The 24,861-nt window shown below is 72.9% G+C and carries 20 protein-coding genes; 11 read left to right on the plus strand and 9 right to left on the minus strand.

All coding sequences use genetic code 11. The annotated features are described in order from the left end of the window. The 11 genes from ACIQGQ_RS30285 to ACIQGQ_RS30335 form a co-directional block, all read left to right on the plus strand. Positions 1–1,461, plus strand: a 1,461-nt coding sequence (locus ACIQGQ_RS30285; RefSeq protein ID WP_402401640.1) for an ADP-ribosyltransferase, incomplete at its 5' end; no start/stop codon positions are given. After that, entirely contained in the window at positions 1,461–1,862 is a 402-nt protein-coding gene (locus ACIQGQ_RS30290) for a hypothetical protein (RefSeq protein WP_402401643.1), read from the plus strand. The genes ACIQGQ_RS30285 and ACIQGQ_RS30290, both read left to right, overlap by 1 nt. A gap of 2 nt (positions 1,863–1,864) precedes the next feature. After that, complete coding sequence (locus tag ACIQGQ_RS30295; RefSeq protein WP_402401646.1) at positions 1,865–2,659, plus strand: DUF6508 domain-containing protein; 795 nt, start codon at positions 1,865–1,867, stop codon at positions 2,657–2,659. Between the two features lie 204 nt (positions 2,660–2,863). After that, the gene (locus ACIQGQ_RS30300) at positions 2,864–3,175 is read left to right on the plus strand and encodes a hypothetical protein (protein ID WP_402401649.1); all 312 of its coding nucleotides are present in this window, start codon (positions 2,864–2,866) and stop codon (positions 3,173–3,175) included. A gap of 101 nt (positions 3,176–3,276) precedes the next feature. Then, on the plus strand, positions 3,277–4,650 hold the full coding sequence (eccD, locus tag ACIQGQ_RS30305) for a type VII secretion integral membrane protein EccD (protein ID WP_366297324.1): 1,374 nt from the start codon (positions 3,277–3,279) through the stop codon (positions 4,648–4,650). 53 nt (positions 4,651–4,703) lie between these two features. After that, complete coding sequence (locus ACIQGQ_RS30310; RefSeq protein WP_402401652.1) at positions 4,704–6,092, plus strand: MinD/ParA family protein; 1,389 nt, start codon at positions 4,704–4,706, stop codon at positions 6,090–6,092. Positions 6,093–6,156: 64 nt separating this feature from the next. Continuing rightward, entirely contained in the window at positions 6,157–10,128 is a 3,972-nt protein-coding gene (gene eccCa / locus ACIQGQ_RS30315) for a type VII secretion protein EccCa (protein ID WP_402401655.1), read from the plus strand. Between the two features lie 78 nt (positions 10,129–10,206). Continuing rightward, positions 10,207–11,625 carry a DUF6177 family protein gene (locus ACIQGQ_RS30320; protein WP_402401659.1) on the plus strand — a complete coding sequence of 473 codons (1,419 nt, stop codon included), beginning with the start codon at positions 10,207–10,209 and terminating at the stop codon, positions 11,623–11,625. 516 nt (positions 11,626–12,141) lie between these two features. Then, the gene (locus ACIQGQ_RS30325) at positions 12,142–13,149 is read left to right on the plus strand and encodes a terpene synthase family protein (protein ID WP_402401661.1); all 1,008 of its coding nucleotides are present in this window, start codon (positions 12,142–12,144) and stop codon (positions 13,147–13,149) included. Between the two features lie 137 nt (positions 13,150–13,286). Next, positions 13,287–14,798 carry a carboxylesterase/lipase family protein gene (locus ACIQGQ_RS30330; protein ID WP_402401664.1) on the plus strand — a complete coding sequence of 504 codons (1,512 nt, stop codon included), beginning with the start codon at positions 13,287–13,289 and terminating at the stop codon, positions 14,796–14,798. A 39-nt stretch (positions 14,799–14,837) separates the two neighbouring features. Then, positions 14,838–15,476, plus strand: a complete 639-nt coding sequence (locus tag ACIQGQ_RS30335; protein ID WP_402401667.1) for a GNAT family N-acetyltransferase — start codon at positions 14,838–14,840, stop codon at positions 15,474–15,476. Positions 15,477–15,504: 28 nt separating this feature from the next. Here ACIQGQ_RS30335 and ACIQGQ_RS30340 read toward each other — a convergent pair whose 3' ends face one another. The 9 genes from ACIQGQ_RS30340 to ACIQGQ_RS30380 all read right to left on the minus strand — a co-directional run bounded on the left by ACIQGQ_RS30340 (position 15,505) and on the right by ACIQGQ_RS30380 (position 24,710). Then, positions 15,505–16,695 carry a hypothetical protein gene (locus ACIQGQ_RS30340; protein WP_402401670.1) on the minus strand — a complete coding sequence of 397 codons (1,191 nt, stop codon included), beginning with the start codon at positions 16,693–16,695 and terminating at the stop codon, positions 15,505–15,507. Continuing rightward, positions 16,695–17,510 (minus strand): polysaccharide deacetylase family protein, encoded by an 816-nt coding sequence (locus ACIQGQ_RS30345; RefSeq protein ID WP_402401673.1) that lies wholly within the window; start codon positions 17,508–17,510, stop codon positions 16,695–16,697. The genes ACIQGQ_RS30340 and ACIQGQ_RS30345 overlap by 1 nt, the downstream gene beginning before the upstream one ends. Before the next feature lie 380 nt (positions 17,511–17,890). Next, a complete protein-coding gene (locus ACIQGQ_RS30350) occupies positions 17,891–18,406 on the minus strand; it encodes an ATP-binding protein (protein WP_352277322.1) in 516 nt (171 codons plus the stop codon). Between the two features lie 250 nt (positions 18,407–18,656). Further along, entirely contained in the window at positions 18,657–19,424 is a 768-nt protein-coding gene (locus ACIQGQ_RS30355; RefSeq protein WP_402401677.1) for an enoyl-CoA hydratase/isomerase family protein, read from the minus strand. A 122-nt stretch (positions 19,425–19,546) separates the two neighbouring features. Next, a complete protein-coding gene (locus ACIQGQ_RS30360) occupies positions 19,547–20,791 on the minus strand; it encodes an Ig-like domain-containing protein (RefSeq protein WP_402401680.1) in 1,245 nt (414 codons plus the stop codon). A 210-nt stretch (positions 20,792–21,001) separates the two neighbouring features. Then, positions 21,002–21,649, minus strand: a complete 648-nt coding sequence (locus ACIQGQ_RS30365) for a response regulator (RefSeq protein ID WP_402401683.1) — start codon at positions 21,647–21,649, stop codon at positions 21,002–21,004. A gap of 19 nt (positions 21,650–21,668) precedes the next feature. Continuing rightward, the gene (locus ACIQGQ_RS30370; protein WP_402401686.1) at positions 21,669–22,967 is read right to left on the minus strand and encodes a sensor histidine kinase; all 1,299 of its coding nucleotides are present in this window, start codon (positions 22,965–22,967) and stop codon (positions 21,669–21,671) included. Positions 22,968–22,999: 32 nt separating this feature from the next. Then, complete coding sequence (locus ACIQGQ_RS30375; RefSeq protein WP_402401688.1) at positions 23,000–23,791, minus strand: ABC transporter permease; 792 nt, start codon at positions 23,789–23,791, stop codon at positions 23,000–23,002. A 1-nt stretch (position 23,792) separates the two neighbouring features. After that, positions 23,793–24,710: an ATP-binding cassette domain-containing protein gene (locus tag ACIQGQ_RS30380; RefSeq protein ID WP_392280749.1), complete on the minus strand. Its 918-nt coding sequence runs from the start codon at positions 24,708–24,710 to the stop codon at positions 23,793–23,795. Positions 24,711–24,861: the final 151 nt, after the last annotated feature.

Consider the following 24,861-nt stretch of genomic DNA (forward strand, 5'->3'; position numbering starts at 1 on the left):
ATCGCCAAGGGCGCCGGCACCGGACTCTCCAAGATCGGCGACATCACCAAGGGCCTCAAGGGCATCTCCAACATCGAGATCCCCAAACTCCCGGATGGTTCGGTGCAGTTGCCCGACGGGCGGCTCCTGGAACCGAACGGCAATCTGGTCGCCCCGAACGGCGTGGTCGAGACGGCCCCGATCCCGCACGAAATGGTCCCGGGCACCTCGGGCCTGCCGAAGTCCTGGCAGATCCAGCAGCCCGTCCCGGTGGGAGTCCACGCGGGGCACGGCATCCCCGACATGCCGTCGTACCCGCCCGGCGGCGGCTTCGACAACGTGTCGTACGGCCCGGGGAGCCACGTCCCGGGCGGCAGTCACGTTCCCGGCGTCACCAGCCACGTCCCCACCGACCACTTCCCCACCGCCCCGGGGCACGACCTGCCGCCGAACGGGTTCCACACCCCCGGCCACGATCTGCCCGGCACCCCGCACACGCCGGACGCCCCGCACGCCCCGTCCCACGACGGCCCCGGCGCGCACGGACACGACGGACCCTCCGGCGGAGGCCCGCACAACGACGGTCCGCACAACGGCGGGCACGACAACGGCCACGGCGGGCACGCGGACGATGCGGCCGGCCACACCGACGACGCGGCACACACCGGTGACCACGGCACCCCCGGCGGCCACCCCGACCCGCACGGCACCCCCGACGACCTCGTCCACGGCGCCCACGACGGCACCACCCCGCCCGGCGCCCACAACGGCCCGGACGGCGCGGCGCACGGTGGTGCGGGCGACGACTTCTCGTACCGGCCGCACGTGTCGGCCGACGACTTCGACGACCTCAGCACGGCCGAGAAGCACCGCGTCGCCGCGGCGGAACTCGCGGACGGCACACTCCCGTTCGCGGACGATGTCGCGGCGATGAGGTACGGCCAGGACTACTGGAACGACTACGTGGACAATCTGGACCCGTCCGCGAAGCAGGCGCTCTGGGACTACACCGGTGAGACGTTCCCCTCGTACCACGACATGAACGGGTACCTGCGGGACACCGCCGGGTACGGCCCGCGCCCCGAGGTGCTCCACAACATCGCCGAGATGGACCGGGTCATGTCGACCCGGCCGGTGCCCGACGACATCATGATCGTCCGGGGTACCGGTCTGGGCCACCTCAAACTCGACTCCCCGTACGACATGCTTGGCCAGACATACCCGGACAAGGGTTACACCTCCACGTCCCTCGGCAATCATCCGGTGGACAGCTTCGCGGGCAAGGAGGCAATCCTCCACCTGCGGGTACCGAAGGGGACGCCCGCGCTGTGGCTGGAGAAGGTCTCCAAGTTCGACGCGTCGGAGCGGGAACTGCTCCTGGCCCGCGGTTCCGAGTTCAAGGTGACCCGTGTCTTTATGGAAAATGGTCAAGTTCAGGTCTATGGCGAGGTCATGCCGCCTAACAAGGGAGTGGCGCACTGATGAGTGGCGAACAGCGGCCCAATCCGCGGCTAAACGAGGATCTGTTGTTCAACCAGGCCCCCGGGGGTCCGCCGCGCTACGGCTCACGATCCGACAAGCCCGTCCAGTACCTGACGGTGGCGGACCGGTCGGGCGGGGTCATCGGCTACGTGTGGGCGAACGACGCGGATGACGCCGCCGGCTGGCTGGTTCGCACGGCGGGCGGCGACGAGGCTTTCAACAAGGGCGGCCGGTGGGCCCGGAAACTCCACGACGCGAAGGCCCGGGGGCTGGCCCCGACCGCTGCCCTGGCGGAGATGATCGAGCAGTCGGACCCGACGAAGAGCAGCCATGTCGTGCCCGGTTCCTTGGCCGAGGCGCCCAACGCCGACGCGGTGCGGAGCCTCGCCGAAGCGAGCTGACCATGTCCTACGCACCCAGAACGCCGCGCTACCGCAGTACGACCGACGGTCCGGTCCGGTACCTCACCGTCGTCGACGACGAGGGCGAGGTCATGGGCTACCCCTGGGGCGCCGACGCGGACGACGCCGCCGGTTGGCTGCTGCGGCCCGCCGGGGACGCGGCCGGGGACCGGGCGGGGCTCGCCTGGGCCTCGTGGTTCGAGGGGGCCAGGGCGCGCGGGCTGGCGCCCGCGGCGGCGCTCGCCGAGGCTGCGGGCGGGCCCGCGCCGGGGGACATCGGGCGGATCGTGCCCGGTCTCCCGGTCGGGGCCCCGTCCCTGGAGGCGCTCAAGGGGCTGACCCGCGCCGTCACCGCGGGTGACGACCGGCGGCTGCTGGCCCGGCTCGACCGGGAGAACACCGACGCGTGGCGGGAGCTGGCGGCGGCGCACGGGGCGCTCACGGGCGAGGACCGCGAGGTGCGGTGGTCCGGGAGCGGCCGGCAGCCGGACGGCACCCTGCGGATCGGCCACCCGGTCCACGGCACGCCTCTGCTGCGGCTGGTCCGCGCGCTGTCCGAGGTCGGCGCCGTGACCCCCGCCTACCTGTGGATGCGCAATCCGCCGCCGACCGTACCCGCCACGGGACGGCTCGCTCCGGCCGACGCGGTACGGGCGGCCACGGCCGTGGTGCGCGGGGAGCGGTTCGCCGACGGGACGATCGCGCAGGCGGCGGCGAGCGGTCTGCTCGATGCCGTGGCCGAGTCGTTGTGCGCCTGGTACGAAGCGGTGACGGGCAGCCCGCAGGCTCCTTCCTGACGTGCGTGGAAGGCCGTTCGCGAGGGGTGCCCACGGTTCGGCCCGGGCTGTACCGCCCGATCGCGCATGCTCTATGTTTCAGGAGTCAATCAGGGGGATTCCCGTAGTGTGCCGCCGACCGGACGACCGGGGCCGGCACCGCGTACGACCGAAGCGACGCACGACCGACGCAACGCACGACCGAGGCAACGGACGACGAGACGAATGGCACGGGATTACGACAGCCAACTCCTGGAGTCGGTGGCGGTACGCCGGCGCAGGATGCGTGACGCGCTGCTGTTCGGCGCGCAGCGGGCCCGGCGTACCGCCGACGAGCGGCTGGGCAAGGTGTTCGCGGGGATCGCCATAGCCGCCGTGCTGTGCGCGGGGTGTGTGGGATGGTCCTTCGTCCAGAACATGCTGGAGAAGCAGAAGGCCGAACAGCAGAAGCAGCAGCGCCAGGAACAGCAGTACCAGCAGCCGACGAAAACGGCGCAACCGGATAAGACCGGGGAATCGACGAAGAATCCCCAATAGGTCGGCAACTCTCCAGAATTCCATGAGGATTTCCCCGTGATCGGGGATCGGAAAGGCACCGTGGCATCGGCACACGGCGCCCGACTCCTCACAACGTCGCGATGATAGGTTCCCGTAAAGTGGTGAGCACAGCAACGACTTCCCGAGCGCAGCTCAGCCGGGTGACTCTGGTCGGTGAGCGGCGCCGGGCCGATATCGTCCTGCCGTCCGACACCCCGATCGGGCAACTGCTGCCGGACATCCTCCAATTGCTGGACGACCGGGCCGCCGCGCGGCCGATGACCCGGCAGTTGATCACCTCGGACGGCTCCGCGCTCCCGCACGACTCCACGCTGTCCTCGGTGGGGATCGCGGACGGTGCGGTGCTCCGGCTGGTGCGGGCCCACTCCGCTCCCCCGGCCCCGGTCGTGCACGACGTCACCGACCTGGTGGCCGACGACCTCGATCTGCAGGCCTGGCGCTGGCGTCCCTCCGCGCGGCGGACGAGCGCGGGTGTGGGATCGGTGGCCTTCGCGGTGGTCGCCGCGCTGCTCGCCCGGCGCGAGTTCGCCCTGGACGCGCTGACCGGCGTGCTCGCCGTCGTCACGCTCGTCCTGCTGGCGGCCGGTGCGCTCATCGCGAAGATCGGGCAGGGCAACCGGGGGCTGGCGACCGCGCTGCTGCTGGGCTCCGGCAGCGTCGGGGTGCTCGCCGCCTGGACCGCCGCGGACGCGTACGACTGGCCGGGGACCGCGCGGCTGGCCGCCGTGGCCGCCGCGCTGGTCCTGACGCTGGTGCTGCTCGGCTACTTCTCGCCGCTGGGCCGGGGCGGGCTGATCGGGGCCGCCGCCATCACCGCGATCACGCTGGTGTGGGAGGCGGTCGCCGCCGTCCAGGACGACCTGGCCCGGCTCGGTGCCGTGATGGCCGTCTTCTCCGTCGTCCTGCTGGGGCTGCTGCCCCGGCTGGCACTGGCGGCTTCCGGGCTCACCGCGCTCGACGACCGCCGCTCCGCCGGTACTTCCGTCAGCCGCCACCAGGTGGGCAACGCGCTGGCCGCCACCCACCGGGGTCTCGCCCTGGCGACGGTGGTCACCGCGGTCTCCGCGGCGGCCGGCGGCTGGCTGCTCACCCTGGCGGACAAGCCGTCCGTCTGGACCGTGGCGCTGCCCTCGCTGGTGGCGCTGGTGCTGCTCTCCCGGGCGCGGGCCTTCCCGCTGGTCGCCGAGGTCGTGGCGCTCTTCGCCGCCGCGGCCGTCCTGACCGTGCGTCTGGTGGTGCTGTGGACCCAGCACGCCGGGGGTGCCGGGCCGCTCGCCCTGCTGGTGGTGGCCTCGGTGCTGCCGCTGCTCGTCCTGGCGGTGCAGCCTCCCGAGCATGTGCAGGTCCGGCTGCGGCGGATGGCCGACCTGGTCGAATCCATCGGTGTGGTGGGGCTCTTCCCGCTGGCCGTCGGTGTATTCGGCGTGTACGGACAGCTGCTCAACAAGTTCTGAGTCGACGCGCAGGTGCTCCGGGCGGGGCAGCGGGGCGCAAGGGAAGGGCCGACATGCCGAACGAAGAAAACTGGCAGGGCGATGTGCTGCGCGCCATGAGGAACGGCGCCGCCCAGGAGAACGCGCGGGGCCCCGAGACCCAGGGGTACGCGGCTCCCGAGCAGGGCCAGGGGTACGCCGCCCCCGCGCAGGGACAGCAGCAGCCGTATGCCGCGCCCGCGCAGCAGCAGGCGTACGGCGTGCCGCAGCAGCAGGCCGAGTACGCGGCACAGCAGGAGCAGTACGCGCAGTACGCCGCGCAGCAGGAGCAGTACGCCCAGTACGCCGCGCAGCAGGAGCAGTACCAGCAGCACCCCGGGTACCAGGAGCAGCACGTGGTGGCCGCCCCGGCCGTCGCTCAGCCCCCGCACCAGCAGCCCCGGCCCGACCAGCCCCAGGCACAACCCCAGCCCCACCAGCCGCAGCCGCAGCCGCAGCAGCCGCCCGCCGAGTACACCCCCTCCACCCGTGCGCCCCACCACGCCCCCGACTCCCGGCCCGTGGTGGACCGGGGGCTGGCCGGTGTCGGGCGGAAGGCGCGGCGCGGGGAGCCGTTCGCCGCGCGGGCCGCGCGGGCGCTGCGGGTGAGCGTGTCCTCCTCGGCGGCGCGCGAGGTGGCCCGGACAACCGCCACCGCCGAGGCGCTCCAGCAGCCGGTGACCACCGGGCGGCAGATCGCCGTGACGTCCATCCGGGGCGGCGCGGGCAAGACGACGGTGGCCGCGCTGCTGGGCGCCACGTACGCGCACTACCGGCAGGACCCGGTGCTCCTCGTCGAGGCCGATCCGGCGCTCGGCTCGCTGCCGCTGCGGCTGGGCGCCGAGTCGCTGCGGTGGACCACCGGCGACCTGGCGGGGATCATCGAGCCGCAGATGTCGCTGCTGGACATCACCGGCTATCTGGTGCAGCTCCCGGGCAACGCCTGGCTGCTGCCCGGCAGTCAGGGCCAGATCGGCGCGATGCTGGACAGCCGGGCGTACGAGCGGGTCATGGTGTCGCTGCGCCGCTACTTCGGCGTCACGGTCGTCGACTGCGAGACGCTGCCCGCCGAGGTCGCCCGGGTCGCGCTCTCCGCCGCGCAGGCCCGGGTGCTGACCGCCCCCGCCACGCTGGAGGGCATCACCAGCACGTACGCGGTCCTGACGTGGATGCAGTCGCTGCCCCGGCAGGTGATCGCCGGGACGGTCGTGGTGCTGAGCGAACTGGTGCCGCACTCCGGGCTCGATCTCGACCAGGCCGCCCAGAAGCTGACGGCCACCGGCGCGAGCGTCCAGATCCTGCCGTACGACCGGCATCTGGCGGCCGGCGGGGAGATCCGTACCGAACTGCTGGCGCACGCGACGCGGGAGGCGGCCACCCGGCTCGCCGCGGACGTGTTCCGGCTCTCGCAGCAGTACCACTGATCGCCCGCCCGCCGACCGGCCCGATCCCACCGATGCCCCGCCCGACCCCGAGTGACGGACGACGATGAGTACCCGACTGATCCACCGCCCGGCCCGGACCACCCGGCCGCCGGCCGCCTCCGAGGCGCGCACCATCGAGGCGCCGCCGAACCTGCCCGAGGGCAAGTCGGGCAACATCGCCATGTCGCTGTTGCCCGTCGCCGGGGTGATGTCCTCCGTCGTGATGATGACGGTGGTGCGCAACAGCCAGTTCGCCGGACTCGGGGCGATCATCCTCGTCGTCACCGTGATCGGCTCCCTCACGCTGGTCTTCTCGCAGCGCGGCAAGGCGCAGCGCACCCGCCGCACCCAGCGCGAGGCGTATCTGGCGTACCTGGAGGACCTGCGCGAGAAGCTGTCCGTCGAGGAGCGCGAGCGGGCCGAGCGGGCCGCCGTCCTCAACCCGCCGCCGCACGCCCTGTACGACATAGTCCGCGACCCGGCCCGGCTCTGGGAGCGGCGCCGGACGGACGGCGACTTCCTGCGGGTGCGGGTCGGTACGGGCGAGATGCCGGTCCGTGATCTGACCGTCGCCCAGCAGGGTTCGTCGGTCCTGTCGCCGCCGGACACCTTCATGCTCAACGAGGCGTCCGCGCTGATGGACCGGTTCCGTACCGGCACCGAGCTCCCGCTGACCGTCCCGCTGGACCGGGTCGGCAACATCAGCGTCATCGGGCCGCGCGAGGACGGTCTGCGCGTCGCGCGCGCCCTCCTTGTCCAGACCGCCGCCACGCACGCCCCGGACGACGTGGCGATGGCGCTCGCGGTGCCGGGCGACCGGCTGGCGGAGTGGGAGTGGGCCAAGTGGATGCCGCATCTGCTGGACCCCGACCAGTTCGACGGGCCGGTCGCCGCCCGGCGGATCGCCCCGTCGGCGCCGCAGCTGGCCCGCCAGATCGGTGCGGAGCTGCGCCGCCGGGCCTCTTACGCGGCGGAGGTGCGGCGCGGGCTGTCCGGCAAGGACGCGCTGGCCATGACCTCCCGGCTGCTCGTCGTGACCGACGGGCACGGCGAGGACGCGGTGGAGCTGCCGCGGCCGGACGACGCGGTCGGGCTGCGCGAGATGGGCGTCACGGTGCTGCATCTGCTGGAGCACCGGGTCCAGGAGCCCGGGCACGTCAGTGTCCGGATCACCGTGGACGGCGACGAGGTCGTCATCGAGGACCTGCGCGAGCAGGAGCCGATCAGCGCGCACGGCACGGTGGACGAGGTGTCCATCCCGTTCGCCGAGGGGTTCGCCCGGATGCTGGCGCCGATGCGGCTGTCCGCCGAGTCGATGGTGGACGCGCCGCTGTCCGGCCCGGTCGACTTCGCGGACCTGCTGGGCATCGACGACGTGGCGCAGCTCGACCTGTCGTACCTGTGGGCGCCGCGCGGCGAACGCGCCTTCCTGCGGGTGCCGATCGGCATCAGCGACTCCCACCAGCCGGTCCTCCTGGACCTGAAGGAGTCCTCCGAGCTGGGCATGGGCCCGCACGGGCTCTGCGTCGGGGCCACCGGTTCCGGCAAGTCGGAGCTGCTGCGCACCCTGGTCCTGGCGCTGGTGGCCACCCATGCGCCGGAGGACCTGGCGCTGGTCCTGGTCGACTACAAGGGCGGTGCGACCTTCGCCCCGTTCGCCGAACTGCCGCACGTGGCCGGGGTGATCACCAACCTGGAGAACCAGGCGGGGCTGGTCGAGCGGGTGCACGCCTCGCTCGCCGGTGAGGTCAAGCGCCGCCAGCAGGTGCTGAAGGACGCGGGCAACGTCGCGGACATCGGCCACTACGCGGCGCTGCGCGCCGAGCGGCGGCCCGATCTGGACCCGCTGCCGCACCTCTTCGTGGTGATCGACGAGTTCGGTGAACTCCTCACCGCCAAGCCGGACTTCATCGACCTGTTCCTCTCCATCGGCCGGATCGGCCGCTCCATCGGGGTGCATCTGCTGCTGTCCAGCCAGCGCATCGAGGGCGGCAAGCTCAAGGGCCTGGACACCTACCTGTCGTACCGGCTCGGCCTGCGGACGTTCTCCGCCGACGAGTCTCGGACGGTCCTGGACACCACGGACGCCTTCCATCTGCCGCCGCTGCCCGGATTCGGCTATCTGAAGGTCGACACCAGCCACTACGAGCGGTTCAAGGCGAGCTACGTCTCCGGCGCGTACCGGGGCCCGGTCCAGCGCGACCAGGAGGAGGAGACCGGTCCGCTCGCCCTGGAGTACGAGGCGTTCAACACGCTGGCCGAGCCGGAGCGCGCGGAGGAGGAGCCGAAGGTGCGGCGCCGGGAGACCGGGCCGACCGAGATGGGCGTGGTCGTCGACCAGCTGCGCGAGGCGGCCGCTCCGGTGCGCCGGATCTGGCTGCCGCCGCTGCCGCAGGCCGTCGCCCTGGACCGGGTGGCGGGGCCGCTGGACGTGGGGCCGCGCGGGATGCAGCTGGCGAGGCGGCGCGGCCCGCTCCAGGTGCCGCTCGGGCTGCTCGACGACCCGACCCGGCAGTGGCAGGGCGAGTGGTACCTGGACCTCACGGTGGCGGGCGGCCACGCCGCGGTCATCGGCGGTCCGCAGTCCGGCAAGACGACGCTGCTGCGCACCCTGGCGCTCTCCCTGGCGCTGACCCACACCCCGCAGGAGGTCGGCGTCTACGGGCTCGACCTGGTCGGCGGCGGGCTCCAGGCGGTCTCCGGGCTGCCGCACGTCGGCGGGGTCGCGGGCCGCGCGGACCGGGAGCGGGCCGGGCGCACCGTCGAGGAGGTGCGCGGGATGCTCGCGGTCCGCGAGGACCTCTTCCGCGAGCACGGCATCGACTCGGTGGAGCAGCTGCGTTCGCTGCACGCGGCGGGCCGGCTGCCCCAGCTGGCATCCGCGGAGATCGTGCTGGTCATCGACGGGTTCGGGGCGCTGCGCGACGACTTCGACGAGCTGGACGACGCCGTCGTGGACATCCTCAAGCGCGGTGGCGGCTACGGCATCCACGTGGTGGCGGGCATGCTCCGCTGGAACGACGTGCGCATCGCCACCCAGTCGAACTTCGGCACCCGGGTGGAGCTGCGGCTGAACGACCCGAGCGAGTCGAGCATCGACCGGAAGCTGGCGCAGACCCTGTCGCCGGACGAGCCGGGCCGCATCCTCACCGACGGCAAGCTCTTCGCCCAGGTCGCGCTGCCCCGTACGGACGGGCTGGGGGACGCGTCGGACCTGGGCTCGGTGCTGGAGCACACCGCCCGTACCGTCCGCGCCACCTGGAGCGGCGAGGTCGCCCAGCCGGTGCGGGTCCTGCCGCACCTCCTGGAGCCGCGGCTGCTGCCCGGCCCGGTCGCCGAGCCCAAGCGGGTGCCGATCGGCCTGGACCAGACGGCGCTGGCGCCCGCGCTGCTCGACCTGTTCCACCACGACCAGCACCTGCTGATCCTGGGCGACAGCGAGTGCGGCAAGACGAACCTGCTGAAGACCGTGGCGCACGGGCTGATCGAGCGGTACGGCGAGGAGGAGCTGGTCTTCGCCGTCATGGACCCGCGGCGCGGGCTGCGCGGCGCGATCCCGGAGGAGTTCCGCGGCGGGTACGCGTACAACCCGAAGATGTGCGCCGGGCTGTCCGCCGGGATCGCGACCGAGCTGGAGAAGCGGCTGCCGGACGAGCGGACGGACACCGAGGACCTGGAGCCCGGCAGCTGGGGCAGCGGTCCGCGGATCGTGGTCCTGGTCGACGACTACGACGTGCTGACCACGGCCGGGCAGTCGCCGCTGGAGCCGTTCCTGCCGTACATCCCCTCCGCCGTCGACATCGGGCTGCACTTCGTGCTGACCCGGCGGGTGGCGGGTGCCTCGCGCGGCATGTACGACCCGCTGGTGCTGGGGCTGCGCGAGTCGGGGGCGTCGGCGCTCCTGATGGCGGGCGACCGCAGCGAGGGCCAGCTCTTCCCCGGCGTGTACGCGTCCCAGCAGCCTCCGGGGCGCGGGGTGTTCATCCGCAGGGGCCAGCCCCACCGCCTGATCCAGACCGTGTACACCGCGGAGTGACGCACCGGGGGCGGCCCGCATCCCGGGCCGCCCCACCGCGCTTCCGCACCCCGGACGAAGAAGGAACGGCCGACCAACATGACCAAGGACGTCATCGCCCTCACCTCGCGCATGCCCGATCCGCTGACGGTGCTCGCCGCACTGCTGGCGGGAGGCCCGGACAAGCTGGTGGGGACGGCCGGCGAGGACGCCGTCGTGCAGCTCTGCGACGACCAGGGCCGGCCGCTGGTCTCGATCGAGGCGCCGCTGCTGGTGCAGGTGGCGGGCGAGGCGGAGCGGCTGCTCGGGGCGACCGCGCCGCCGGTCCCGTTCTGGTGGACGGAGGCGCGGGCGACGACGGGCGTCGCGGAGGCCGAGGCGCTCGCGGGCACCTTCGCGGCCCGGGTGGCGCTGCTGGCCGAGGGGTCCGCCTGGCCGCCGGAGGCCACCCGTTCCGTCGCGGTGGTGAAGACCGACAAGATGAGCGTGGCGCCCACGCCCGCCGCCGCGCAGCCCGCCGTCGACGTGCTCACCGACAAGGTGGCCGTCATCATCCAGGACCGCCCGGTGATCGCCATGACGGCCTGGCTGTCGGACGCGTTCCGGGCCGCCGCCAACGCGGAACTGGGCCTCCAGATCGTCACCTCGCCGGGCACCACCCTCTCCCCCGCGGTCCGCAACAGCCTCAGCGGCTGGCCCTCGCGCTGGGTGGTGCAGGACGAGAAGGACGGCTATTACGACGGCCTGTCCGGTGCCGTACTGCGGTGGCAGAACGGGCTGTTCGCCACGGTGGAGTCGCCCGACGCCACCCCCGACGACCCGCGCACCCCGATGGCCGACGCCTACCGGCGGATCGTGGACAGCGGCGAGCGGCAGCTGGCGATCTCGTACCGCACGGTCCACCCGGCCGACGACCGGCTGGTGCTGGGCGGGGCCCTGGAGACGGTGTGGCAGGAGCTGACGGGGCAGCCGCCGGCCGGGTGGGGCACCTCCGAACCTGCCAACCTGCCATGGTCGCTGCGCAGGTTGACCGATGTCGCCTTCGACCGGGCGCCCGAGCCGACCTGGTTCGTGGTGGTCGGCTCCCCGGACCGGCCGGGGCTGGCCACGGTGCGGATCAGCCGGACGAAGGCGGGTGTGGAGGAGGACGTCACGCTGGCGTTCGGCTACGGGCGGGACGAGGAGCCCCCGGTGGCGGCGCTGGAGAAGGTGGCGGAGGCGCTGGCGACCCGTCATCACCTCCAGTCGATGCTGGTCCAGCTCCGCAGGGCCCGCCGGGACCTGGCGGTGCCGCCGCACTTCGAGGGGCCGGGGGTGCCGCTGGCCTTCGTGCTCGGCGCGGAGGAGGTCCGCGAGATGCCGGGCGACCGCGCCCGGCGCACCCCGCTGGCGCAGCCGCCGGTGCAGCTCGGCCCGAAGTCCCGTCCGGCGCTCTACTATCCGTTCCCGGGCGACCCCTCCGACCTGTCGGGCTGGCAGGAGTTCGAGCGGCTGATGCGGCACCTGAAGGGCGCGTGAGGCGGAGCGGAGCGGCCTGAGACCGGAGCCGCGCACCGCCCCGGGGCCCCGTCTCCGAACGGCCCCGTCCGGATTTTCCGGGCGGGGCCGTCGCCGTGTCCGCACCGGCTGCCGCAGAGGCACCTTCGCGGGCGGGAGGTTCCGACAAGGGGCCAATAGCTGATCAAAAGATGGGCACTTGTTCCTGACGATCAAGCACTTTCGGTCACAAATGCCTTCCCTATGACCGGTACAGGGGGTTGACTGGGTGTCACGCATGGTGATGCCGCCGCCCCCTACCGAGGGCGGCCACCACCACGGGCCCCTGGGCCCGGCCCCGACGCCCCCGGCTTCCGGCGAAGGAGAGTGAGCAGGAATTGACCGTCCCGTCCCGCACGACGCACCCGGGCCCGCGCCTGCGCCCGCGCCCGGTGGACGCGAACCGCCCGACCCGGGGGACTCACCCGATCGGCGCAGTCGAATCCGGCCGGATACCCATTCGCCCGCGCATCCGAATCGTTTTGACTAGGGGTACCAATGAGCCAGATCGCGCTGCCGGAGTTTCATATGCCGTTCCCGAGCGCCGGCTGCAATCCAGGGATCGCGCGGACCAGGGAGGCCGTGTGGGAATGGGCGGACTCCCATGACCTCTCCCTCTCCCCCGGGGCCCGGAAGAAGATGGTCCGGACCCGGCCCGAACTCTGGATCTCCCTGATCTTCCCCACCGCCTCGCAGCACCATCTCGACCTCTTCTGCCAGTGGCTCTTCTGGGCGTTCCTCGTCGACGACGAGTTCGACGACGGGCCCGCCGGGCGCAATCCGCGCCTGTGCGAGCCGGCGATCGACCGGCTGGTGGCCGTCCTCGACGGCGAGGAGCCGCGCGGCGCCATGGAGCGGTCCCTGGCCGAGCTGCGGAGCCGGACGTACCGGGACCGCCCGGCGCACTGGATCCGGCAGTTCCGCCGGGACACCGTCTCCTGGCTGTGGACCTATTACGCGGAGGCCGTGGACCGGGCCACCGGGCATGTCCCCAGCCGCACCGAATACATCACGCACCGCCGGGAGTCGGTGGCCATGCAGCCCTTCCTCGACCTCCACGAGATCACCGCCGGGATCGACCTGCCCGAGTCGGCCCGGAGCCTTCCCTCGTACATCGCGCTGCGCCATGCCGTCACCGACCACTCCGGGCTCTGCAACGACATCTGCTCCTTCGAGAAGGAGGCGCTGCTCGGCTACGGGCACAACGCGGTGGCCCTCATCCAGCGCGAGCGCGGCTGCTCGCTCCAGGAGGCCGTCGACGAGGCGGGCGGCGAGCTCGCCCGGATCGCCCGGCGGGTGCGCAGCGCGGAGCGGGAGCTGTTAGAGGAGATCGGGGCGGCCGGCATCGAGGGACAGACCCGGACCGCGCTGGAGCGGTGCGCCCGGGACTACCGGGGGCTGGTCCGCGGGGACTTCGACTACCACGCGCGGGCGGAGCGCTACACCCGCCCGGATCTCGTCGAGATCGACGACCGCGAGTCGCTGTCGGAGCACTTCGCGGCCTGATCCGCCGCCCCTTCCCCGGTCGCTCCGACCTGGAAGCGGGTACATATCGGTCATCGGCCCCGAAGGGGCGCCGTGGAACCGAAGAGGCGCAGCGCCGCAGGGCCCCGGCGCCTCGGAGCCGAGGAAGGGCTGGCCCCATGGACGCCGTACCCGCCGCGATATCCGCCCCGCCTCCCGGGGCACCGCCCCTGGCCGCCACCGCCCACGGAAGGGTGCGCGGCGTCTGGGAACAGGGGGTCGCCGTCTTCCGCGGCATCCCGTACGCCGCCCCGCCGGTCGGCCCCCTGCGGTTCGGGGCGCCCGCGCCGCCCGAGCCGTGGGAGGGGGTGCGGGAAGCGGTGGCGTTCGGGCCGACCGCACCCAAACGGCCGTACGCCCCGCCGCTGGACCGGCTGCTGCCGGACCCCGGGGTGCCGGGCGACGGCTGCCTCAACCTCAATGTGTGGACGCCGTCCCCGGGCCCCGACCGGCTGCCGGTGATCGTCTGGATCCACGGCGGGGCGCTGCTGCACGGCTCCTCGGCCGTGGAGCTGTACGACGGGACGGCTTTCGCCCGGGACGGGGTGGTGCTGGTCTCGGTCAACTACCGCCTCGGTGTGGAGGGTTTCGGGGTGTTCCCGGACGCGCCCGCCAACCGGGGGCTGCTCGACCAGATCGCCGCGCTGACCTGGGTGCGGGAGAACATCGCGGGGTTCGGCGGCGATCCCGGCCTGGTGACGGTGTGCGGGGAGTCGGCGGGGGCGGTCAGCATCGGGGCGCTGCTGGCGGTGCCGGCAGCCGGGGGGCTGTTCCGGCGGGCGGTGCTGCAGAGCGGTGCGCCGGGTGCGCTGCCGCTGGGCCGGGCGGCCCGCCGCACCACGGAGCTCATCGCCCGGCGGCTCGGGGTGCCGGCGACGGCCGGGGCGCTGGCCGGGGTCGCCCCGCGCGCGCTGCTGGACGCGCAGACCGCGGTGACCGCGGGCGGTTCCCCGCTGACCGGCGGCCACTCCTTCCAGCTGGTGGTGGACGGCGAGCTGCTGCCCCGCGACCCGCTGGCGGCGCTGCTGGACGGCGCCTCGGCCGGGGTCGACCTGCTGATGGGGTCGACCACCGAGGAGTACCGCCTCTGGTTCGTCCCCAGCGGTCTGACCGAGCGGATCTCCGCGCTCGGACTCGGGCTGGCCCGCCGGAGGTTCCGGGTCCCGGGCGCCACGGTGCGGACGTACCGGGCGAACCGGCCGGGGGCCACCCCGGGCGAACTGCTCGGCGCGCTCGCCACCGACCTGCTGCTGCGGGTCCCGCTGAACCGGCTGGCCGACGCCCGTACCGGGGCCGGGGCGGCGGGGACCACCCGGCTCTACGAGTTCGGCTGGCCGTCGCCGGTGCTGGGGCTCGGGGCCTGCCACGCGCTGGAGATCGCCTTCGTCTTCGACACCCTGGACCGGCCGGACGCGGTGGCGCTGGCCGGGGCGGACGCGCCCCGGGAGCTGGCCGCCGCGATGCACGCCGCCTGGGTGGCGTTCGCCCGCTCCGGCGACCCCGGCTGGCCCGCCTGGGACGCCTCGCGCCCGGTGATGGCCTTCGGTCCCGGCGAGCCGCGCCTGGTCCGGGCCCCGCGCGACGACGAGCTGCGCGGCTGGGCCCCGTACCGCCGCTCCCGCACCGGTTAGGGTCGGGGGGACGATCAGGACCGGGAGCGGGGGGTACGGGTGGACGGCGCGCTGGCGCGGATTCTGGAGGACGCGGCGCGGGGGCGGTTCCCGGCGGCGGACGGCGGGACGACGGTGGTGCGGCAGCCCGGCGCCCGGGACGCGGGCGTGCTGGCGTTCACCGCGCATTCGGTGGTCTTCCTCGACGAGGACCCCGGCTGGGTGCGCTCCGTGCTGGCCGGCACCCCCGGCGACCCGCTCGCCGCGACGATGAACCCGCACTTCCTGGGCGCGCTGCTGGCCCGTACCGGCCGTCACATGAACACCGTCGACCTGCTGACGGTCGCCGCCGCGCTGCCCGGGGGGCCGGAGATCGCGCTGCGGGAGATCGAGGACCCGGAGCACCCGAGGGTGGCGCGGGCTCTGGAGTACCGCGACGACGTACGGGTCTGGGCGGCCGACGGCGGGGTGGTGGTCCTCGGCCGGGGCGTCGCGGGCCGCTGGGAGACCGCCGTCGAGGTGGACGAGGAGGCGCGCGGCCGGGGGCTGGGCGAGCTGCTGGCGCGGGCGGCCCGGCATCTGGTGCCGGACGCGGTGGTGTGGGCCCAGCAGTCGCCCGGTAACGCCCGCAGTGTGCGGACGTTCCAGGCGGCGGGGTACCGGCCGGTGGGCTCGGAGGCCCTGCTCGTCGCGGGGTGAGCGGCCGGCCGGGCCCCGGGCGGATCCGTCAGCGGAAGACCCCGGTGTGGCCGAGCGAGTAGCGGCCGGGCTGCGGGTAGACGGCCAGTCCGTGCGGGCCGCTGCCGACCGGGATGCGGGCGAGCTGTTTGCCGGTGGCGGTGTCGATCGCGTACACCTCGGCGTTGTAACGGCCGCTCAGCCAGAGGACCTTGCCGTCGGCCGACACCCCGCCCATGTCGGGGCTGCCGCCGCCGGGCAGGTGCCACTTCTTCACCAGCTTGCGGCCGGCGAAGTCGAAGACGGAGACGGAGCCCTCGCCCCGGTTGGAGATGTACATCACCTTGGAGTCGCGGCTGACGTAGAGGCCGTGGGCGCCCTTGCCGGTGGGCAGCAGCTTCGGGGTGGTGAACTTCTTCCCGTCCAGCACCCAGACCCCGTCGGCCATCATGTCCGCGATGTAGAAGGTGCTGCCGTCCGGTGACAGTTTGACGTCCTGCGGCATCGCCCCCTTGAGCGGCAGCTTCTGCTGGGCGACGACCTTCTGCGCGGCGGTGTCGACCTTGAGGAGTTCGCCGGAGAACTCGCAGGAGACGATGAAGTAGCGGCCGTCGGTGGTGAAGTCGGCGTGGTTGACACCCTCGCAGTCGACCGGGACGGCCTTGACCGTCTTCATGGTGTGGGCGTCGCGGAAGACCAGCTGCTTGTCCATCGAGGCCATCACCACGGCGTACTTGCCGTCCGGGGTGAAGTAGAGGTTGTACGGGTCGGAGACCGGCACGGTGCGGCCGGTCTTCCCGGTGGCCGGATCGATGGCCGTGAGGCTGTCCCCGAGGTCGTTGTTGACCCAGAGGGTCTTCAGGTCCCAGGACGGCACGACGTGCTGCGGCTGCCGGCCGACCTTGATCGTTTGGATGACCTTGTACGTCGCCGGGTCGATGACGGTCACGGTGTCGGAGTTGGTGTTGGGGACGTAGATCCGGGCCGGGAAGTCCTTGACGACCGGGGAGAGTCCGCCCCGGTCGGCCGCGTAGACGTCCTTGGTGTCGAGCACCGGGGGCATCCCGGGGAGTCCGGGCTGGGCGGCCGACCGGTCGTGGGCGGACGCGGTGGGCGGATCGGCGGCCTCGCTGCCGACGGCCTGGACGTTGCTCGGGCCGCCGGAGGTGCCGCAGCCGGTGAGTACGGCCAGCAGGACGCCCCCGAGCAGGGCCGCGGTGCGCTTGGTGGTGGGAGGCATCAGGTCAGCAACTCCGTGGTCGTCACCGCACGCAGTCCGCGGCGGTCGATTTCGGTGAGGAGGAGGGGCAGCGCGGCGACCGTGTCCGCGTAGCCGAAGTGCAGGCTCACCACCGATCCGTTGCGGATCTCCCCGGTCACCTTGCGGGTGACGGACGCGGCGCCGGGGGAGGTGAAGTCGAGGGAGTCCACGTCGTACGAGAGGACGTGCGGGTAGCCCGCCCGGGCGGCGAGCCGCTGGACGAGCGGGGTGGCGTCCCGGGCCCGCGAGGGCCGGAACCAGGTGCCGATGGAGCCGGTGAGCCGGCGCAGCCGCCGGGCGCAGTCGTCGATCTCGGCGTACGCCCCGGCCTCGTCCATCGTGGAGATGTCGATGTGGTGCTGGGTGTGGTTGCCGAGTTCGTGGCCGCCGTCGAGGATCCGCCGGGCCAGCCCGGGGTGTTCGTCGAGCCAGGTACCGACGGCGAGGACGGTGATCCGGGCGTGGGCGCGTTCGGCCTCGGTGAGCAGGGAGCGGGCGATGGCCGGGTCGCCCTGGCCGTGGAAGGTGAGGGCGACCCGGGGGCGGTCGCGGGGGCCGTGGTCGATCTGGACGGGCAGGCCGGGGAAGCGGCGCGGTCCGGGCGCGGGGTGCGGGGACGGGGAGCGGGCGGCCCCGGCGGGGTTCTCCGGGCTCGCCGGGTCCGGGCGGTGGACGGCCGGGCGGGCAGCGGCGTCATGGTCCGCGCATCCGGCGGCGAGGGCACCGGCAAGGGCGGCCCCCGCTCCCGCGCGCAGCGCGCCGCGGCGGGGCACCGGAGTGTCGGAGGCGTTCATGTTCAGACACGCTAGGTGTGGAACGGGAAGAAGATGACATTGTGGGCATACGAGTGAAGCAGAGGAATCATTCACTCAACCCTATAGATATTCATCGTTTTGCAGGCAAGTGACCCAAGACACCTACGATTCTTCCGGTGAATGTCCTTTTATGTCCACCAATGGGCTATTCGTACTTTTGGTGGAGAGGTCGCCCGTCTGCCATAGTCGGTACCACGACCGCATGACCCGAGCCCGGTCGTCACGAGCGGCCGTGAACACACCCCCCATTTCACGGTCCCCACACAGCAGCCCCCGCAGCGCCGCACCACGGCGGATCCCGGGGGCTGCTGTGCGTCCGGGGGCGGGTCGCCGGAACCGGGAGGACGCCCCCGGCCGGATCAGCGGTCGGAGATCCGCATCTCGAACCAGGTGGTCTTGCCGCGCGGCAGCAGGTCCACGCCCCAGCGGTCGGAGAGCTTGTCGACGAGGAAGAGGCCCCGCCCGCTCACATCCATCTCCTGGACCGGCATCAGACAGGGCAGCCCGCGCGAGGGGTCGCGCACCTCGATCCGGACCCAGCCCCGGCGGCGCATCATCCGCAGCCCGAAGACCCGGGCGCCGGTGTGCCGTACCGCGTTGCCGACCAGCTCCGAGACGAGCAGCACGGCGTACTCGGCGATCTGCGGGGAGAGTGCCCACTGCCGCAGCACCACGCAGGAGGTGAGCCGCCGGGCGGTCGCCGCGGACTCCGGCCGGGACGGCAGCCGGACCTCGCCCTCCGCCGGGTTCCCGAACAACTCCAGCGCCTTGAAAGCCTGTTCGTCCTCGAATACCGGCTTACAGCGCGCCGCTGTCGCACCACTGTGCGGTCGCGGCCGATCCACACCCTCCAGGCCCGCCATGAGCACCATCATGGCCGCAAGACCGGCCCCCCGGGGCCGTTCCGAAGGAATACGCCCCCCGTACGCAACCCCCCGGTCCAGTCGCACGACATATGCCTGTGGCATGAAACGGCCAGAAAAAGCCCGCCTGACCTGCGCGGACACCGGGCCCTGTGCGAACCGGGGGGCCGTACACGGAACCGGGCCCCGAGATGCCCCCGGGACCCGGCCAATCCGCCCGCACGGATGAACCGGCGGCAATCTGTACCCAACTTGCGTTCGGTCAGAGGAATTTGGCCTTGCCCGGCCCCTCCTCGACGAAACTGCGCATTCCGCGCTCCCGGTCCTCGGTGGCGAACAGCCCCGCGAACCAGTTCCGCTCGATGGTGAGCCCGGTGTCGATGTCGGTCTCCAGGCCGGCGTCGATGGACTCCTTGGCGGCGCGCAGCGCCAGTGCCGGGCCCTTCGCCAGCGCGGCGGCCCAGGCGTGCGCCTGCTCGTAGACCTCGGCGGCGGGCACCACCCGGTCCACCAGGCCGATCGTCAGCGCCTCCTCGGCGCGGACGTGACGGCCGGTGAAGATCAGGTCCTTGGCCCGGGAGGGGCCGACCAGCCGGGAAAGCCGCTGGGTGCCGCCGGCGCCCGGGATCAGCCCGAGCAGGATCTCGGGCTGGCCCAGCTTGGCGTTGTCGGCGGCGATCCGGAAGTCGGCGCAGAGCGCCAGCTCGCAGCCGCCGCCCAGCGCGTAGCCGGTGACGGCGGCGACGACGGGCTTGGGGATGCGGGCCACGGCGGTGAAGGAGTCCTGGAGCGCCTTGGACCGTACGACCATCGCCGCGTGGTCCATCACCTGCATCTCCTTGATGTCCGCGCCGGCCGCGAACACCTTCTCGCCGCCGTAGAGGACAACGGCGCGCACGTCCTCGCGCCGGGTCGCCTCCTCGGCGAGTTCGCGCAGCCGGTCCTGGGTGGCGACGTCCAGGGCGTTCATGGGCGGGCGGTCCAGCCGGATCGTGCCGACTCCGTCGCGTACTTCGAGATTCGCTGTCATGGAAGGCAGGTTAACCGGCGCTAACGGGGCCGGGCCGGTGCGGTCGGTCACAGCGACGGGCCCGGTGCCGCTGGTCGCGGCGCCGGGCCCGTCGTCGTACCGCCGGTGGGGCGGCTACGGAGTCACTTGGTCCACTCCGCCCAGGACATGTTCCAGCCGTTGAGGCCGTTGTCCGGCTGGATCGTCTTGTCCTTCGAGTTCTTCACGACCACGACGTCGCCGATGAGCGAGTTGTCGAAGAACCAGGCTGCCGAGGTGTCCTTGCTCCAGGCACCGCGCACGTCCTGGAGACCGACGCAGCCGTGGCTGGTGTTGGTCGTCCCGAAGATGCCGGAGCCGCCCCAGTAGTTGCCGTGGATGAAGGTGCCCGAGGTGGACAGCCGCATGGCGTGCGGCACGTCCTTGATGTCGTACTCGCCGCCGAAGCCGACGGTGTCACCGTTCATCCGGGTCACCTTGAGCTTCTCGCTGATGACCATCTGGCCGTTGTACGTGGTGGTCGCCGGGGCGCCCGCGGAGATCGGGATGTCCTTGATCTGCTGGTCGTCGCGGACGACCTTCATCCGGTGGCTGCTCGCGTCGACCGTGCTGACCTGCTTGCGGCCGATGGTGAAGGAGACCGTCTTGGCCTGCTTGCCGTAGACCCCGGGCCGCCCCTCGACGCCGTCGAGGTTGAGCTTGACGGTCACCTTGGTGCCGGCGGCCCAGTAGTTCTCGGGGCGGAAGTCGAGGCGGTCGTTGCCGAACCAGTGGCCCTCGACCGGGACGGACGGCTCGGCCGTCACCTTGATGGCCTTCTCGACCGCTTCGGGGTCGGTGATGCCGCGGGTGAAGTGGATCGAGACCGGCATGCCGACGCCGACCGTGGAGCCGTCCTCCGGGGTGTACTGCCCGATGAAGGTGTTCTGCGGGACGAGCGTGGTGAAGGTGGTGTCCTTCGCCGACTCACGGCCCTTGGCGTCCTTGGCGATCGCGTGGACCTTGTACTTGGTCGCCGCGGCCAGGTGCTGGTCCGGGGCCCAGCTCGCGCCGTCGGCCGCGATCTTCCCCTCGACCTCGGCACCCTTGGGGTCGGAGACCTTGACCGTGGTCAGCTTCCCCTCCGCGGCCGAGATCTTCAGTGCGCCGCTGGTCGCGACGGACTCCGCGCCGTCCTTGGGCGCCACGGTCACCACGGCCGTCGAGGCCGCGGTGTCCCCCGCCTTTCCGCCGCCGCCCTTTCCGGCGCCGCCCGCCTCGTCCTCCCCGCCGCAGGCCGTCACCATCAGCAGCAACGCACCCGTCACCAGGGCCAGTCCGGCGGACCGCCGCCTGCCCCGCATGCCGTTCGTCCCGGCCGATGTCCCCGATATCGGCTGCCCGTTCAATGTGGTCGTCTCCCCTCGCACGGCCTGGCCCCGCCATGGCCCCGGGAACCCTCGGTTCCCTCCCCCGCGCGCTGCATGTGCACGCTCGGTGAAAGATAATCACACCGGCTGTGGGGAAATGACTCCGCGCATGTCACCGTTCCGTACCAAGGTGGACACCGGCTCAGGTACCGGTCCGGGCCGGGGTGCGGGCACCGCGCGAAGGCCCGGTCAGCCGAGGATGCCCCGGTCGTAGCCGATGGCCACGGCGGCGGCCCGGTCCTTGGCGCCGAGCTTGGCGAAGACATGGGTGAGGTGGGTCTTCACCGTGGCCTCGCTGATGAAGAGTTCGGCGGCGATCTCCCGGTTGGAGGTCCCCTTCGCGACGAGTTCGAGCACCTCGCGCTCGCGCGCCGAGAGCGATTCGCCGCCCGCCGCCGGGGTCCGCACCCGGGAGATCAGCCGGGAGGCGACGGCGGGCGAGAGGACGGTGCGCCCGTCGGCGGCGGCCCGGACGGCGGTGAACAGCTCGTCGCGCGGGGCGTCCTTGAGCAGATAGCCGGTGGCGCCCGCCTCGATCGCGGGCAGGGTGTCGGAGTCGGTGTCGTACGTGGTGAGGACGAGGACCTTGGAGCGGGCGCCGCGCCGGGTCAGCTCGGCGATGGCGGCGACCCCGCCGCCGCCCGGCATCCGGAGGTCCATCAGGACGACGTCCGGGTCGAGCCGGGCCGCCAGCTCGACGCCCTCCACCCCGTTCGCCGCCTCACCGAGGACCTCGAAGCCGGGGGACGAGTCGAACATGCCGCGCAGACCGTCCCGTACGACCGGGTGGTCGTCGACGACGACGAGCGTGATGACGCGTGCGGAATCCTGAACCATGGCGGGACAACCGTACGGGTCAGGCGGCGGTGCGGACCAGGGGGACCCGTGCGCTGACCGCCGTGCCCCGGCCCGGCTCCGTCTCCACCTCCACGGTGCCCGCCACGCGTTCGGCGCGGGCCCGCATCCCGCCGAGCCCGAAACCGCCCGCGCCGCTGTACGGAGGCAGCGCGTCCGGGTCGAAGCCGCGCCCGTCGTCCCGTACGTCCAGGGTGAGTTCGTCGTCCATGAACGACAGGGTGACGCCGACCCGGGAGGCGTCGGCGTGGCGGGCGGCGTTGGCGAGGGCCTCCTCGCCGATCCGCAGGAGGGTGGCGGCGATCTCGTCGTGGACCGGTTCGACGGTGCCGGTGACGGTGAACCCGGCCCGGACTCCGTGGCGTTCCCCCCACCCGGCGACCGTGCGCTTCAGCGCGCCCGGCAGGTCGTCGTGGGCCAGCGCGGCGGGGACCAGGTCGTGGACCGAGCGGCGGGCCTCGCCGAGGCTGTGCCGGGCGAGGGCGGCGGCCCGGTCCAGATGCGTGCGGGCCAGCTCCGGGTCGGTGCCGCCGATCGAGGAGACCACCTGGAGCTGGGCGATGATCCCGGTCAGCCCCTGGGCCAGGGTGTCGTGGATCTCGGCGGCGAGCCTGCGGCGCTCGTCGGCCACACCCGCCTCGCGGGCCTGGACGAGGAGTTGGGCGTGGAGTCCGGCGTTCTCCGCGAGGGCCTGTTCGAGGCGGGCGTTGGCCGACTCCAGGTCGGTGATGGTGGTCGCCTGGACACGGGCGTGGTCGGCCTCCCGGTCGCCGATCCCGGCGAAGGTCATGGTGATGGTGGCGTGCAGGAGGAACAGGGCGCCGAAGGCGACCCAGTTCATCGTGGAGGTGGGCGGCAGACCGCTGCCGGACTGCGCCGCCGCCAGGATGACGGCGGTGGCCAGCAGCCCGGGACGCAGGGCCCGGCCGGGGAGCAGCCGGGCGGCGTCGAAGTACCCGAGGCTCGCGAACACCGAGAAGAACGGATTGCACCAGGTCAGGGCGAAGGCGAGCACGGTACGGACGGTGAAGTAGCCGCGCGCCGCCCATCCCTTGTCGGGTGCCCCCGGCCCGCTCCGGCCCCACCAGAGCAGGAGCGCGAGCGTCACCGGGACCAGCACCGCGGCATTGCGCAGGTCCGCGCGGTTCATGAGGAGCGGGGCGCTCAGGGCGGCCAGGGCGGTACCCAGGCCGAGCATCCCGTAGGGCCCGTACCGGAAGAACCGGTCCCAGCCCACGTCGGGGCTCTTCCCGCACGCCCGTCCGGCCCGTCCCACCACGGGTGTGTTCCCCTCGTCCATGACGGCAGTCTGCCCCGCCTTCCCGGGTCCGGTCACTCCCAGCGGAAGAGCCGGGTCGCGAGGAGGGCCACCAGGGCCGCCCAGAGCGCGGTCACCCCGAGCTGGGTCAGCTCGGGCCAACTGCCGGAGGCCGCCCGGTTCAGCGCCTCGGAGGCGGCGCCGAACGGGGTGAACCGGACGATGGTGCGCAGGGTGTCGGGCATGCTCTGGACCGGGATCCACACCCCGGCGGTGAACATCGTGACCAGGTAGACGATCGAGCCGAGCGCGGCGGACGCCTTGGCCGTACGGGCGAGGGCGCAGAGCAGCGAGCCGAGCGCCAGCACGCTCGCCACGGCCAGCAGCAGCGCCACGGCGTACCCGGCCGGCTGTCCGGGCAGCGCGACGCCGAAGCCGATCCGGCCGACCGCCATGGCCAGTACGGCGGAGCCGAGCGCGGCGACGGCGTGCAGCGCGATCTGCGCGGTGAGCAGCGCGGAGGGGCGTACCGGGGTGGTGGACATCCGGCGCAGGATGCCGCGTTCGCGGTAGCCGGTGAGGACGGGCGGCATGGCCTGGAGCCCGGCCATGATCATGCCGAGCAGCACCGCCACCGGCACGTAGAGGTCGATGACGCGCCTGCCGCCGAGGTCGTCGGAGTGCTCCCGGAAGGACGGGATGAGGCCCAGGATCACCAGGAGCACGCTCGGGAAGACCATGATCCAGAAGAGGCTGCCGGGTTCGCGGAGGAAGAGCCGGGTCTCGGCGCGGAGCACCGCCCGGTGCGCGGAGGCAGGGGCGGGGGCCGAACGCGTGGTGGCGGGGGCCGGGTTCGCGGTGGTCATCTCAGGCCGCCTGTTCCGTCTGGTCCGTGAGGTCGAGGAAAGCGTCGTCGAGCGTGGCCTCCGAGACGCGGAGCCGCTGGGCGGTGATGCCGTGCCGGGCCAGCAGGGAGATGACCGCGTTGACGGTCGTGTCGTCGCCGCCGATGACGATCCGCTCGCCGCCGTCCTCGCGCCGGACGGAGACGGCGCCGGGCAGGGCGGCCAGGTCGGTGTCGTCGAGCGGCCGCGAGGGCGTGAAGGAGATGACCGTGGAGCCGTCGGCCCGGCCGATCAGCCCGGACGGGGTGTCGAGGGCGACGATCCGGCCCTTGTCGATCACGGCGATCCGGTCGCAGAGCTGCTGGGCCTCCTCCATGAAGTGGGTGACCAGCAGGACGGTGACGCCGCCCGCGCGCACGTCCTCGATCAGCTGCCAGGTGTCCCGGCGGGCCCGCGGGTCCAGCCCGGTGGTCAGCTCGTCGAGGATCACCACCCGGGGGTTGCCGACCAGGGCGAGCGCAATGGACAGCCGCTGCTTCTGTCCGCCGGACAGCTTGGCGAACCGGGTGCCGTACTTGGTGTGCAGGCCGAGCCGTTCGGCGAGCTGCCGCCAGTCGGCGGGGTCCGGGTAGAAGGCGCTGTACAGCTCCAGCGCCTCGGCCACGGTGATCTTGGGCTGGAGCTCGCTCTCCTGGAGCTGGGCGCCGAGCAGCCGGGTGACCCGGGCGCGGTCGGCGGCGGGGTCGAGCCCGGCGACCCGGATCGTCCCGGCGTCGGGGGCGCGCAGTCCCCCGACGCACTCCACCGTGGTGGTCTTGCCCGCACCGTTGGGGCCGAGGATCCCGAAGATCTCCCCCTCGTCGACGGCGAAGCTCACGCCGTCGACCACGGTGCGCCCGGCGTACGCCTTGCGCACCCCGTTCGCTTCGATGATTGCCATGGCTCCGAGCATCGTGAAGCGCGCGCCGGCGCACCATCGTCCATCGCGCTCGAAACGGCATCGGCCGATCGGTTGATACCGGCTACGACCAGCGCTCCTCCACAACTACGCGCGCCCGGGACCGGCGGAAAACCACATGAGCGATGTCAGG

Source organism: Streptomyces sp. NPDC092952, assembly GCF_044754785.1.
Lineage (GTDB): Bacteria > Actinomycetota > Actinomycetes > Streptomycetales > Streptomycetaceae > Streptomyces.